Annotated in this window: 10 protein-coding genes; 4 read left to right on the top strand and 6 right to left on the bottom strand. The window is 59.7% G+C overall.

The genetic code is table 11. From position 1 onward, the window contains the following. Positions 1-6 precede the first annotated feature (6 nt). A complete protein-coding gene (locus B1781_RS12925) occupies positions 7-897 on the top strand; it encodes a sulfotransferase family protein (protein WP_078122050.1) in 891 nt (296 codons plus the stop codon). Beyond that, on the top strand, positions 894-1,961 hold the full coding sequence (locus B1781_RS12920) for an SAM-dependent methyltransferase (RefSeq protein ID WP_125932069.1): 1,068 nt from the start codon (positions 894-896) through the stop codon (positions 1,959-1,961). Before B1781_RS12925 ends, B1781_RS12920 begins: the two co-directional genes overlap by 4 nt. Before the next feature lie 35 nt (positions 1,962-1,996). Here B1781_RS12920 and B1781_RS12915 read toward each other — a convergent pair whose 3' ends face one another. Then, positions 1,997-6,148 carry a non-ribosomal peptide synthetase gene (locus B1781_RS12915; protein ID WP_078120055.1) on the bottom strand — a complete coding sequence of 1,384 codons (4,152 nt, stop codon included), beginning with the start codon at positions 6,146-6,148 and terminating at the stop codon, positions 1,997-1,999. Between the two features lie 71 nt (positions 6,149-6,219). Here B1781_RS12915 and B1781_RS12910 point away from each other — a divergent pair, with 71 nt between their 5' ends. Beyond that, positions 6,220-7,371 carry an acyl-CoA dehydrogenase family protein gene (locus B1781_RS12910; RefSeq protein ID WP_078120054.1) on the top strand — a complete coding sequence of 384 codons (1,152 nt, stop codon included), beginning with the start codon at positions 6,220-6,222 and terminating at the stop codon, positions 7,369-7,371. An 8-nt stretch (positions 7,372-7,379) separates the two neighbouring features. Then, positions 7,380-8,960 (top strand): amino acid adenylation domain-containing protein, encoded by a 1,581-nt coding sequence (locus B1781_RS12905; RefSeq protein ID WP_164513384.1) that lies wholly within the window; start codon positions 7,380-7,382, stop codon positions 8,958-8,960. Here B1781_RS12905 and B1781_RS12900 read toward each other — a convergent pair. The 5 genes from B1781_RS12900 to B1781_RS12880 form a co-directional block, all read right to left on the bottom strand. After that, positions 8,957-9,244: an acyl carrier protein gene (locus tag B1781_RS12900; RefSeq protein WP_078120052.1), complete on the bottom strand. Its 288-nt coding sequence runs from the start codon at positions 9,242-9,244 to the stop codon at positions 8,957-8,959. The genes B1781_RS12905 and B1781_RS12900 overlap by 4 nt on opposite strands. A 101-nt stretch (positions 9,245-9,345) precedes the next feature. After that, on the bottom strand, positions 9,346-10,401 hold the full coding sequence (locus B1781_RS12895; protein ID WP_078120051.1) for a glycosyltransferase: 1,056 nt from the start codon (positions 10,399-10,401) through the stop codon (positions 9,346-9,348). Further along, positions 10,398-11,342, bottom strand: a complete 945-nt coding sequence (locus B1781_RS12890; RefSeq protein ID WP_078120050.1) for a glycosyltransferase family 2 protein — start codon at positions 11,340-11,342, stop codon at positions 10,398-10,400. Before B1781_RS12890 ends, B1781_RS12895 begins: the two co-directional genes overlap by 4 nt. A gap of 13 nt (positions 11,343-11,355) precedes the next feature. Next, the gene (locus B1781_RS12885; protein ID WP_334223716.1) at positions 11,356-12,393 is read right to left on the bottom strand and encodes a glycosyltransferase family 4 protein; all 1,038 of its coding nucleotides are present in this window, start codon (positions 12,391-12,393) and stop codon (positions 11,356-11,358) included. Then, positions 12,390-13,643: a glycosyltransferase family 4 protein gene (locus B1781_RS12880; protein WP_078120049.1), complete on the bottom strand. Its 1,254-nt coding sequence runs from the start codon at positions 13,641-13,643 to the stop codon at positions 12,390-12,392. The genes B1781_RS12885 and B1781_RS12880 overlap by 4 nt, the downstream gene beginning before the upstream one ends. Positions 13,644-13,812: the final 169 nt, after the last annotated feature.

The following is a 13,812-nucleotide window of genomic DNA, read 5'->3' as shown; positions in this document are numbered from 1 at the left end:
TCGGCCATGCAGCACCGGATCTTCGTGGTTGGGGCTCCCCGATCAGGAACGACCCTGGTTCAATCGTTGCTGGCAAGCCATCCGGATCTGACATCGTTTCCCGAGAGTCACCTGTTCAGCCGGCATTTCAAAACCATCCCGCGGCTGCCGTTCCCTTTTCTGCGGCACAGCCCATTGCTGCGGCTACGAGCTTTTCTCGGTGAGGCGGGGATCGATGCCGAATCGGCAGAGGCCTATCAAGAGAGGCTTGGCCGGCTGCTGCGGCCGGCGTTGCTCCGGCCTCTGAGAACCCGCGAGGTGGCGCGCGAGTTGCTGGCTGTGCTTGATGACATCGCGCGCTCCAGGCAGGTGTCGGGCTGGGTTGAAAAGACACCCATGCATCTCTACTACGTGAAGTTTCTGGAATCGTTCTTCCCTGAGGGCCGAAAGCCGCACTTCGTGCATGTCGTTCGCCGCGGCCTGGATGTCGTTACCTCGCTGCACGCGGCCTCGATGGCCTGGAAGACGCCTTATGCAATCGATACCTGCGTCGAACGCTGGAATCAGGATGTTGCGGTATCCCTCAAACATCTACACGAACCGCAGCATCATTTCGTGGTTTACGAAGCGTTGGTGAATGAGCCCGACCGGGTGACGCGGCGATTGTTCGAATCCTTAGGGCTGGATTGGCAGGATGATGTTCTGCAGCGCTATGCCGCGGAGAGTCAATCGCTGATTACCAACGAAGAGACCTGGAAGAGCAACAATGCCGGAGCGATCGAGGCCCCCGTCAAAAGTACCGGTCAGTTGGATAAGGCGCAGCTGCAAAGGGTGACCGAAGGCCTGGATGACGCGCTTTACCGGGAGGCCTGCCGCCGGGTCGATTATTCACTACCGGGTGGCGGGAGTGTCGCTTGAAGGATCTTGCGCTTGGCGGACAGTTGGCGAGGGCAATTCAGTCCCGCGACACTTTCGACTTTGCCCTGCGGGCATTGGATGCTAGCGAGCCCCTGGATCCCGAAGACCGGGCGTGCCTCGAGCAGGTTGTGCAGGCCTGTCGCTCGATCTCGAAAAAAATGTTGGACCTGCAGAGCCAAGTCTTGCACCTGCTCGACGAGGCAGGCATCCAGGCATCGGGCAGTGACAGCGATCTGCTTGCCAGGGGAGCCCAGCAGTTTCATCACTGTCGCATCCGCATACCGGTGGAGCATATCGCCGCCGCCGTCGAGGCGCTGAACAGCATCGGGTTCAGCACGCGGGTTGCGCTCGACCGTGTTGCCGTGGCTCTGCTTGCACGCTATCAAAAGCAGATCACCTTGATCCGTTTCGACGAGGACACCACGCGAGTCACGCTGCGCTGGTCCGAGCAGCTGCCGAACTGTCTCCACGCGGCACTGCGGCCTTCGTTGACCGATGCGGCTTACCTCAAGCTGCCGCCAAGACTCGTTGCGCTTTATCCTTTCGTGCGATTGCTCAGGAGAATCCGCAAGTCAGACGGTACCGGGACGAAGGGATTCGAAGACCAAGACTATCTTCGTACTCCGCAGTCCCTGGTCAGCCCTCTGTTGGTTGCGGCCGGGGTTACCGCCGAAGACACCGTTTGCGATCTGGGTTGCGGATATGGCCAGGTAGTTATCCACGCGGCCGAGGCCTTCGGTTGCCGCGCAGTTGGTGTGGAGGCGGCCCCTGAGATGGTGGCCGCGGCCCGGCAGTCGGTGGACCGGGCCGGGTTGCAGCATCGCGTCGAGATACGTCACCAGGTGATTGAAGAAGCCGACCTTTCGGGGGTAGACGTGGTCTTTCTGTTTCTTCCTTCTGCCGTGGTCAATCGCTTGTTGCCGCTGTTGCTCAAACGGATGCGCAAGGGCGCGCGCCTGGTGGTTCACGAGCAGGCGTCGATGATGCTCGAGCCACCGCCTGATCAATCGCTACCGCTGGTGTCTGCGACGGCATTGACCGTGGCACATCTGTGGCGAGTATGAACAGCCTGCCGTACTGACTCGGCGCCTATGCGGCGCTAAAGTCCTTCGACATCCGTAAGGATGCGCTCTTCTGCGATTCGTGCGAGTTCGCCCAGCGTCGGATGGTTGAACACGGTTTCCAGCGGCAATTCGATGTCGAACTCGCGGCACAGGCTGACCATGACCCGCATGGCGCTGAGTGAGGTGCCTCCCAATCGAAAGAAATGGTCGTTTGCACCTATCCGGCCACATTCGAGTTCTTCCTGCCAGCGTTGCGCGAGATATTCTTCAACCGGTCCCTCGGGTGGGACATACCCGGTTTCGTGCTGCTCGTATGCATGCCACGGGAGTGCGTCCTGGTCGATCTTGCCATGAGCCGTGAGCGGAATGGCTTCGAGTCTTCTGAAGTGCGTTGGAATAAAACTTATCGGCAGCAGGTTGCTGAGCCGGTCGCGCAGCAGGTCCTCGGGTATGTCGCGCGCGGCAGTGTAGAAACCCCATAGAACACTTTTTTCCGTGTTTTGTCCCGAAAGGTGTTCGCTCGGGTAGCCGATCTCCTGCAGTGTCTGCTCGACCTGGCCGGCGTCGATGTGATCGTTGAGTTCTTGGTTGGCCGCCTCTCGTGTCTTGTGCCCAAGCCGGACATCCCAGCTGTAGGGGAGGGCGTAGTTGTGATAACCCTTCTCCTTGAGGTGGACGAAGATCCCCGTGTCGTTGATCAGGCAGTTCGTGGATCGTCCGGTATCTTTGGGGCGTTGCCATGAAACTTTGCGCCCCAGGTAATCGAGCACCTCTTCCAAGCCTACGTCCCTGTAGCGGTAGAAATCGACGAACTGGATCTGTTCGAATACCTCATCCGTCTGGAAAACGCCGACATCAAGGGACCGTGCGACTTCATCATCGATGCGATGATAGATTTTGCGCGCTGCCAAGACCGCGGCATCCACCTCCTCGCAAGACCGTTCACCGTCTTTGAACATCTCTTCGGTCAGCCGGGTCTCGAACATCTGGCCGCGTGACAAACCGGTCACGATCACGGGAATACCGAGCTCGATCGCGCGGTTGGTGCTCAGGGTGTACAGCGTTTTGAAGCAGCCCTGGCACACGTTGGAGAAGCGCGCCAGGCTGTCGCGGAAGATCGCGTTCATTGCCTCCGTGCCGGCGAATTCCACCGTCACGCCAAGCTGTCCGGTCACCTTGCGGATATTTTCTTTGGCGCCGTCCGAGATAAAGCCGTTGTCCAGTGTCAGGGCATAGACCGAGAGCCCCATGTCGACCAGTTGGCACAAGGCGTAGGTACTGTCCTTACCGCCGCTCAACAGCATCATGCAATCGTATGCCGAGGTGTTTCCTGCTCGTGAACGTTCGAACAGCGCCAGCAGGTCATCCGGAGTTTTGAAATAGCTGGCGGCGTGGTCTTTGATCGTCTCGTACGAACGGCAGATCGAGCATACGCCCTCGTCGTCGAACCGGGCGTGGGGGTAGTCGGAAGACAGACCGCATCGGATGCAGCTGTGTTGCGTGCCGTGCTGCGTGGCATGGGGGAGGCTTTTTCTCTGCAGCACGGCACACTGTTCGATATCGGGTATCGAAAGCAGCGCGGCCTCGATCTCGCCCGGCTCGATACGGAACCCGGAAATCTTCAGCTGCCGGTCTTGCCTGCCCAGGTATTCCAGGCGACCGGGTGAAACCCAGCGAACCAGATCGCCGGTACGGTAGCGCTTCTGTCCCTCTAGGGTTGGGTGCGGTAAGAAACGCTCGTGAGTGAGCGCTTCTTGATTATGGTAGGCACGGGCCAGACCGGGGCGCGACACCCAGAGTTCACTGGGCACACCCTCTGGTACCGGTGTCATCCGGTGGTTGAGTATGTCTACCGACACATGATCGGCAGGGCGGCCGATGGGCACGCTGTGACCCTGGTCGGCTTGCGCGTCGAAGCAATGGAGCACGCAGCCGACAACGGCCTCGGTCGGCCCGTATTCGTTGTAGATCTCCGCTTTGCCGTGGAGTTTTCGGTCGATGCTCGCGGCCAGAGAGGTCTTGAAGTCCTCGCCGCCCACGACGATGCAGCGGATCTTCGAATCGCCGAGCTCTGCATCTTCCAACAGCGACAGGTGGGACGGGGTCAGTTTGATGAAATCAACCTTGTTGTCGGCAACAACATCGATGATTGCCGAGTCGACCGGACCATCGGGTTCGGGATAGATCTCCAGGACTCCCCCCGTGATCAACGGCAGAAAAAGGGAGGTGACCGTCAGGTCGAAAGACAAGGAGGTAAACAGCGGAAAGCTCAGCCTGTCGCCGCGGACATAGGTTCGTGCGGCCCAATCCAGGTAGTCGGCTAGCCCGAGGTGTTCAATCAATACGCCTTTGGGACGACCGGTCGAGCCGGACGTATACAGCATGTAGGCCAAGTCGCTCATCAAGGGGTCTACGCCAGGGCGTTGCAGCGCTCGGCCCTGGCGGATGCCGCTTTGTATGTCGAGGGTTTCGACCCGACTGAACAGTGCGGTAGCGACTCCGGTCTCGCCGGTCAGCACCAGGCGCGCTTTGGAATCTTCCAACATGGCGTGGACGCGTGCGGCGGGGTAGTTCTTATCGATCGGCACATAGGCCGCTTGTACGCGCAGGGTCGCGAGAATGGCAATGACCGATTCTACCGAGCGCTTGCCAGCCAGTGCCACGAAATCGCCGGGTTGGACGCCCTTCGCGAGCAAAGTAGCCGCCAGGGCATCAGCCTGCGCGGACAGCTCTAGAAATGTCAGTTGGGTTGGTCCCTGCCTGACCGCAACCGACTGCGGATTGGACTGCACCTGTTCGTCGAACCTTGAGAGAACACTTCGGGTAGGCAGTGGCTGCTCATTCGTATGGTTCAAGCGCTCAAGAATCCCGGATTCATCCGCGGTGAGCAGCGCGACTTCGTGAACCTTCTGGTCGGGGTCCGAGAGCAGTGCCTCGAGCAGCGTGTTGAAGTGTTCGAGGCTGCGCCGACACAGGTATGCCGGCAGCACTTGGTCGTTGAAATCGAAGTGCAGGGTGAAACAGCCATCCCCATCAAAGTCATGGACCTGCAGGCGCAGGGCATGAACGTTATCGCCGTGGCCCGGGTGTACCCAACGGGCTTGCGGGTGCATGTCGGCAAAGTAACCGAAGGGTTCGGGAAAATAGTTGAGGACGATACTGGCCGCCGAGGATTCTGACGGTTCGCTTGACCCGGGCAGCGCGTGTTGCAGGAAAAGGAAGCTCTCCTCCAGGCATTTGCCGCCCAGCGAACGGAACGAATCGTCTTCTGCGACCTGTACGCAAAACGGAAACATCTCGATGAAAAGTCCGAGAGCGTTCCTGGCATCCGTGCCGGGGCGGCCGATGACCGGGGCATCGAAGGCCAGCTGAGACTCGCCGCTCACCCGTCCCAACCAGGCAAAAAGCAAGGTCGCGAAGATGTTGAATCGCGACAGCTCGGCAGACAGGCTGGCGAACCCCTGTTCCTCGCATAGCCTGTCGATCGCACGCATCTGCGACGCTGTCAGCTCGAGCGTGTAACGTGTGCTTGCCGTTTCTCGCGCGGAGCCGTTGCTTACGTATAACGGAACGGCCGGCCGGGCGTTGTCCCTGCGCGAAGCCCAGTGCTGTTTGGCGTCGGCAGTGATGTCCACCTTGTCTGCGAGCGCGCGGGCCGTGGGGTAGTAGGGCGCCAACGGGGTGGGTCGACCGATACCATCGCGAATGGCTTGGTATTCCTGCGCAACCTGTCTGTACAGCAGCACGCTGGATCGGGCATCTGTGATCAGGTGATGCAGATTCAGATACCAGGCGGAACCGTGGCGACCGAGATTGACCAGTACACTGTCGACGAGCGGACCGTCCAAGGGTAAAGGGGTGGTGCTACGCGCTTCACTCCAAGTGCTGAATGCCTGCAGCGGATCGGACTTCGTACCCAGGTCGACAAACGACGTGATCAGTCGATCGGTATCCAGGGTAATCCGATGCGGCACACCGGAAACCTCTTGAACCGCAGTACGCAGCACCTCGTTACCAGCGACCACGCGTAGCCAGGCAGCCTGGAAGGTGTCGGCGTCCAGGACAGTGGAGAACACCCAGGAAAAGGCCATGTTGTAGAGCGGCGATTCGGGGTTGAGCCGTTGCCCAATCCAAATCTGGGTCTGCGTGTGCGTCAGTTCATATGATGGGGTTTGCTGCTCGCCCACTTCTTCCGACCCTTCCAGCGATTAACCGCTGTTAAACTACCACGACACTTAACAACTCCGTACCCCTTGCCATGCAATTCGAACTCTCTGCACAACAACGAGAGCGCCGTGAGCGTATTCGCGAGTTCGCCTCGCGGGAACTGGGTTCCGAGGCGGCACGTCACGATCGGGAAGGGACGTTTCCACGGGACGACTGGGCGGCGTGTTGCGATCACGGAATTCTTCGTTGCCATATCCCCGAGGCCTACGGTGGACTCGGCCTGAGCGCCAGCGATACGGTACTGACGCTGGAGGCCCTGGGTTATGGGTGCCGCGACAACGGCCTGACCCTGGCGCTGGGTGGACAGACATGGAGCGTGCAAGAGCCGATCCTGGTTTACGGAAGTGAACAACAGAAGCAGCGTTACCTGCCGCGCTTGTGCTCGGGTGAGTGGATCGGCAGCCATGGTGTCACCGAGGTCGAGTCGGGTTCGGATGCACTGAGCCTGCAGACCCGAGCGCAGAAGGTCGATGGCGGCTACTTGTTGAACGGGCGCAAGGCATACATAGGCATGGCTCCGCTTGCCGACCTGGCCGTGGTGCTGGCCAGCACCGATCCGGACGCAGGAAAGTGGGGTGTGTCGGCGTTCATCGTCGAGTCGGCGTTTGATGGGTTTTCGCAGGGCGAACCGCGGGCGAAAACAGGTACCAGGAGCAACCTGTTGGGCGACTTGGTATTCGAAGATTGTTTTGTGCCGGAAGAAAACCTGCTGGGGGGAGAGGGCGTCGGTGTCAGCCTGTTCACCCAAACGATCGCCTGGGAGCGTGCCTTCATCCACGCCGGACATCTCGGCGCAATGCAGTATGTCTTCGAGCGATGTGTGGACTATGCTAACGAGCGCCGGCAGTTCGGCCAGGCCATAGGTGGCTTTCAGTCGGTTTCCAATCGTATTGCGGATATGCGAGTTCGTCTGGAGACATCGCGACTTCTGATGTTCAAGGCGGCGGCAATGAAGGATGCCTCGCTCGATGCGTCGATCGAGTGCGCGATGGCGAAGCTGCATATCGGCGAATCCCTGCTTGAGTGCGCGACCGACGCCGTGCGCATTCACGGCGCCCGTGGCTATCTGGAAGAGTTCGAGATCGAACGACACCTGCGTGACTCGATCGGTGGCGTCATCTATGCAGGCACATCGGATATTCAACGGAACCTGATAGCCAGTCTGGCCGGCGTCAAAGGCTAGGAGGGCGCTTGGGTTACCTGCTGCATCACTCGGTAGACGAGTCCGCGCGAAGCACACCGGATCACGAGGCGTTTCGCTTCGAGGATCAGTCGCTCACCTACGCGATGCTGATGGAACGTGCCAACCGCCTGGCCGGCATGCTGGTCGAGGCAGGGGTGAAGCGCTCCGACCGGGTCGGCATCTATATGTACAAAAGCCTGGATCTGCCGGTAGCGCTTTACGGCATTCTCAAGGCGGGTGCGGCCTACGTGCCCATCGATCCCACGGCGCCTCCCGCACGTGTGCAATTCATCATCGAGGATTGCGGCATCGAGCATCTGGTGAGCGACGCCGCACATGCGCGCAAGCTCGCCAACCTGCTGCAGGGGCTGTCCACGCTCAAAAAGGTCTTTGGCCTCGGCCGTCCGCCGAACCTGGAATCGTCGTGCGATTTTGTTCCATGGCAGCAGGTTGAGACCTTTCCCGCAGAAGATCCCGCGGTGCGGGTCATCGAGCAGGATCTTGCCTACATCATGTACACGTCCGGTTCGACCGGCGCGCCCAAGGGGTTGATGCACACCCATGCCAGTGGATTGGCCTATGCGCATCTGTCGGCGCGCGAATACGGAGTAAGCGGCAACGATCGCCTGGGCAACCATTCGCCGTTGCATTTCGATATGTCGACCTTCGAGTACCTCACCGGGCCTCTGTGTGGTGCAACAAGCGTGATCATTCCCGAAGAGGTCACCTTGTTTCCGCAGAGTCTGGCCGCGTTGATCGAGGCGGAAAGACTGACGTTCTGGTATTCGGTGCCGTTGGCCCTGATCCAGCTGCTGGAACAAGGCGACATTGCGCAGCGTGACTGTTCCAGCCTGCGCTGGGTGCTGTTCGGCGGCGAACCGTTTGCGCCCAAGCACCTCAATCGTCTGATCACTCTTTGGCCAGACGCACGCTTTTCGAACTCATACGGCCCGGCCGAAGTGAACCAGTGCACCGCCTATCATTTGCCGAAGGGCGAGCTGATCGAGGATGAGGCCGTTCCGCTGGGCGATGTATGGCCCGGTGCCGAGGGGCTGCTGCTCGACGAAGACGACCACGAAGTCTCCAAGGGGCAACCGGGGGAGCTGGTCATCAGGGCGCCGACCATGATGCGCGGTTACTGGGCCCGACCGGATCTCAACAGCAAGGCGTTTTTTCGACAGCCGCTGTTCACGGACTTCGAAAAGGTCTTCTATCGGACAGGCGACCTGGTGCGGGAACGCTCCGATGGCAAGCTGATGTTCCTGGGACGCAAGGACAGGATGATCAAGATACGCGGTTATCGGGTGGAGCTTGACGAGATCGAGGCCGCCATTACCGCGTTGCCTGACGTGGCCGAGGCCGGGGCCGTGGTGGTGAACGCCGAAGATGGTGTAAAGAAAATCTGCGCAGTGGCCCTTGGGCGCGATGGGCAGCAAATTGATCCGGATGCACTGAAGCGGGGTATCGCCCAACGGCTACCGGCTTATGCTGTGCCGGACATTCTGGAATGTCGTCCCGAGCTGCCGCGAACAGGCAGTGGCAAAGTCGATCGTACGGCGCTGCGGAAGGAATTCGAGAGCAGGGGCTAGCTTGATGGCGCCGTTGCCTGGCGTTTCGACAGGCTTTGCAGGTATTCGCTCATCACCCGCACGCTGCGGAAGTTTCCGGGGAGCAGATCCTGGGGCGGAATGGAGATACCCAGTTCGTCTTTGAGGTGAGCGACCAGCCTGACCAGGCCAACCGAATCCATCAGGCCGCCGACCAGCAGGTTCTCTTCAGGATCGATATCCAGCGTATCGTCACCTGCCAAATGTTTTCGAATGAATTCGATGATCAGCGCTTCGGTATCCTCGGCGCTCAATGGAGCTGTCATGTGTTTCAGGCCTTGCCAAAGGGTCGTTGCATTTTGGAATCCGTTCCGCTTGTCATGAGGCCTTAGTAAGCGTGGATGTTGGTTTTTTGTCAACCAGCCCACTAATGCGCAAGAAGTTGACGAAACAGGTCGCCCGTCTGTTGGGCCACGGTTTTCCAATCCTGTGTCGAGGCCAATTGCCGGTTGCACTTGCCCATAGATGCTAATTCCTCAACATGCTCGAAGGCCTCGTTCAGGGCGTTTTTCAGGCCATCCGGCGTGTCGCTGTCGTAGAAGAACCCCTTGGCCTCGTGCTCGAGGTCCCGGATACAGCCTGTTCTGGGAGCAATGATCGCCTTGCCGAACGACAGCGCGAGAATAACCGAGCCGGAAGTCAGCACATTGCGGAACGGTGTGGCTACCACGTCTGCCGCTGCCATGTAGGTTTGGATGTCGTCATCATCGATGAATTGCAGGTGCAGGCGGATATGGTTGTTGTTGTCGGCAGCTTGCTGCAGCTTGGTGCGTAGTTCGGGTTCGTGCACGCGGCCGGCGATCAATAAGATCGCAGACATCGCCTGGTCACTGGCCAGAAATGCCTCGAGCAGTTCCAATACACCCTTGTAACGGCGTATCTCGCCAAACAACAACACCACGCTAGTATCGCCGGGCAGGCCGAGGCGTGTGCGCGCCGTCGCCCGGTCCTGGTGGTCGGGATACACACCTACATAGCTGGCGTGCGGGATGACGCGAATCTGCTTTTCGTCGATCCAGGGATAGCACTTGCGCAGGTCGGCACCGGCGGTTTTGCAATGAACGATGATCGCGTCCGCCGCGCGCGATACCAATCGGGTGATCAGGGTTTCGGTGCGTGGCTTTCGCTCCTCGTGGTCCTTCAGGTTATGGACCGTCCATACGATGCGGCAGCCAAGTACGCGCAGAATCGCCCATTGGCAGAGGAACAGCACAAAGGCGATATGGCCGCGGATTGGCGTCTTACCGATGTAGAACGGATGCAGCCAGTGGAAGTGCACGACGTCCGGACGTTGTGCCAGCACCTTGTGGATGAAAACAACGCCGCCGGGATTGCACGCAGCCCCCGTCTCAGTGGCCAGGTGACGATATAGCTGCGCCTGATAAGGATTGTCGGTGAACTCGGGCAGGTACAGGACTTTCATGTAGAACGCCCGCTACCGAGCAGTCGGCGAACTGCGTGCTTCACCCCTGTCCACAGCCATCGGCCATACCAGCGCATCGGTAAGGGGCCGCTGAACATACGTTTGCTCAACGCCGTCATGGCAGCGATGGGTGCAACTCGAAATTTTTTGGGGAAGATATGTCTTGTCCAGAACGCATCGGCCGCTTTTTGTCCGATCAAGGACAAGCGTGACTCGAGAAAACATTCTGAGGCATCCAGTCCGTAGCGGTGGGTGATGCGGTCCGGACGGTTGTCATGGAACCAGGAAAGCAACGGCTGGTCGACCATCAGAAAGCGCGCGCCGTGTTGCTCGAGACGCAGGCAGAAGTCGTAGTCCTGGTGTTTGCGCAGGTCGGGGTCGAAGCGAGTGCGTCGTGCCAGCTCCGTCGGTAGTAGCAGCGAACTCGTCTGGATGTGGCCCCGTTGCACGAACAGGTATTCTGCCACGCCGACATCCACCGGTTTTGCTGTGCCAGGGAGAATGGATACACCGGATGGCGTGATCGCTCGATACTGCGAATGGCAAACGATCGCCGGATTCCAGGCGTGCTCGCCCAGCGTCCGGATTTGCTCCGCCAGTTTGTGTCGATCCCAGGTGTCGTCGGAATCGAGAAAGGCGACATAGTCACCGTTTGCATTGTCGATCCCGGTGTTCCGACAAGCTGCGCCACCGCCGTTGCGTTCGCGCCGAATCAGGCGAAGACGCGGGTCGTCAATGGATCGAACTGCCTCGCGCGTGCAGTCGGTGGATGCATCGTCTACGACCAATACCTCGAGCAGGTTGATATCGTCCTGCGCCAGGCAGGATGCGATTGCCTGCACGATGCAATCCGCACGGTTGAACACTGGGATGATGACACTGATCGTGGGTCCGTGCTGCGCCGGTATGACCTTGTTGTGCCTTGTTTGTATCTCTTCCACTGGCGGTCACTTTCTAGCGCAGACGTTGGAAAAGGCTGATGTATTGCTCGGTCATGCGATCCAAACAGAACTCGCGTTCTGCAGTTTCCCGCGCAGCGTCGCTCATGCGATGACGCAGTGCCGGCTCGTCCCGCAGGCGGCGTGCCGCCAAGGCAAAATCCCTCGCATTATCGAGTTGGCACAACAGGCCATTCTTTTCGTGGGTGATCACTTCCGGTAGCGACGCCGTGTCGCTGGCGATCACCGGAGTGCCGCTGGCCATCGCCTCCATCGCCACCAGGGGCAGCCCTTCCAGGCGGGTCGGGAGCAACAGGGCGTCTGCACGATGGTACTCCTGGCGCACCTGCTCGGGATCGAGGCGCCCCAGGCGGCGTACATTTGCGTCGTCGGGGAAGGGGGCTGCCGTCCGCTTTCCCTGGGTGTACGACAGTTCGAATCCTTTACCCAGATGCGACATGATGTCGGGTAGCAGGTCGGCCCCCTTGCGTGGACTCAGGTTGCCAACGAACAGCAGGCGGAAATCGCGGCCGTCGCAACTTTCTTTGGTGTTTTCCGGCGGATGGAAAAATTCGGTATCGATCCCGTTGAGGATGACTTCGGGGGCCGCAACGCCCAGGCCGTGCGCGTAGGTCTGCGCAGAATATCGGCTGACCGCAATCACTTGGTCGGCGACACGGTGGGTGAGCAGTTCCCAGCGTCGTACAAACTGTCGATGAAAGATCGCTTGCCCGCGTGATTTGTAAGGCGCCAGGGCAGGGTCGTTCACGAACAGGTGTTCGACGGTGACCAGTTTGCTGCCGGGCCTGCGGAAGGCAAAGCCGTTCCAGGTGTTCGTAAGAACGACATCGGCGTTGCTTGGTGCACGCTGCCTATGCAGCAACCAGGGCGCGTATTGGTAGTTATGTGGATAGCAGGTGGTGGTCGCCTCCACACCCTTCGCGCGCAGCATTTTTGCCAGGTTCTCGGTAAACACATCCGACCCGCTGCCGGCCCTCACATAAGGCAACCAGACGCGAAGCTGTTGATCATGGATGCGAGGGCTGTTTGTCACGCCTGCCTGCTGGTGATCATGCGTGAAAACAATGCTGAAAAATCATTCGCACTCCGAAGGCGGGAGAATTTCTCGCTGGCATGGAGGCTGGCGTTTGCTGTCAGCCTTTCGCTGAGGCCGGGGGTTGTCGCGATCCGCCGAACGGCGTCGGCAATCTGCTGCGGCGCGCGTTGATCGACCAGCAGGCCGGAGCGATCGTGGATCACCGAGTCTTTGAAGCCGCCCAGGCGCGTAGCGATCACCGGCGTGCCGGCAACCATTGATTCGAGAACCGTCAGACCCTGCGCTTCGATCCAACCGTCGACCGCGCGGCGCGAAGGTGCCACGTAGATGTCGGCGGCCGCGAAATAGGCGGCAATGGTCTTGTGATCCTGCCAGCCGACGAAGTCGACGTGATCTGCCAGCCCCAGTGAGTGGGTGAGCGATTCAAGTTCGGCCCGGTCCTGGCCCTCGCCGACGACCAAGAGTCGTGTGCCCGGCTGGTCTTGCCGGACGATGGCCATCGCATGCAACAGGTCCTCGAGGCCCTTCTCATCGACGATGCGGCCGAGGAACAACAACAAGGGTCCGTCGGTGCCCCGGTGCCTTGCACGAATCTGCAGCGCCAACTCGGGAATCTCGGGATCGGGGGCGCGGGTGTTGACCCCCATCGGAATGCAGTGAAGTTGCTCCAGGTCGTGCGCGATGCGCTTGACTGCATTCCCGGTAGAGCGACTGTTCACGGTGATCGCGTCTGCGCTGCGCAAAGCCAATCGCTTCGCCTGTCGCATCAGCCTGCCTTTCAAGCCGAAGATATCACCGCCATGTACCGTGATGACATGGGGAATGCTGTGAGGCCTGCCGGCGAGCATACCGATAAAGCCCTGAGGCAGTATCCAGTGCGAATGCAGCAGATTGTAGGAACGGGTCTTCAATCGCCGCGAAACGGCAAACCACTCGGCAGCTAGCAGCGCCGGGAGCTTCAGGTGATTCGACTTATTCTTGCGCAGGTTCACCAGGGCTCCACCGTGGTAGCAGACGGTTTGCCCGCGCGATGGCCAGAAATAGCGGAACCGTTCGACGTTCACTCCGGCGAGTTCTTCATTCAACGCGGCCCCATCGGCATGCGGAGCCAGCAAGTCGATTTCCCAGCCAAGCGCTTGCATGTCCTCCGCGAGGTTGAGCACGAAAGGTGTTGTGCTGTCGCCTTCCCAGCGGGGTAGGTTGGAGGTTACGCACAGTATCCGGCCAAGCCTGGGCTTTTCACCCATGATGTAATTATCCTTTGCAACTCAAGGTGGCAGGAATGCTTTGTTCCGGCACCATCTTATAAATTAACGGCAACGCTCCCGGAAAAGATAACCAAGCGGCCGGGGGATACGGTTTGCTTCCCCGAACCGGCAAGTTACGGGAATCAGGCATGACGTACCACCGGCCCAT

Origin of the sequence: Thiosocius teredinicola (assembly GCF_002009425.1) — a bacterium.
Lineage (GTDB): Bacteria > Pseudomonadota > Gammaproteobacteria > Chromatiales > Chromatiaceae > Thiosocius > Thiosocius teredinicola.
This window is presented reverse-complemented; position numbering and strand designations above follow the sequence as displayed.

Coding starts and splice junctions, on each gene's coding strand:
- B1781_RS12880 (WP_078120049.1), bottom strand. CDS start 13,643: ATGGGTGAAAAGCCCAGGCTTGGCCGGATACTGTGCGTAACCTCCAAC.
- B1781_RS12900 (WP_078120052.1), bottom strand. CDS start 9,244: ATGACAGCTCCATTGAGCGCCGAGGATACCGAAGCGCTGATCATCGAA.
- B1781_RS12910 (WP_078120054.1), top strand. CDS start 6,220: ATGCAATTCGAACTCTCTGCACAACAACGAGAGCGCCGTGAGCGTATT.
- B1781_RS12925 (WP_078122050.1), top strand. CDS start 7: ATGCAGCACCGGATCTTCGTGGTTGGGGCTCCCCGATCAGGAACGACC.
- B1781_RS12895 (WP_078120051.1), bottom strand. CDS start 10,401: ATGAAAGTCCTGTACCTGCCCGAGTTCACCGACAATCCTTATCAGGCG.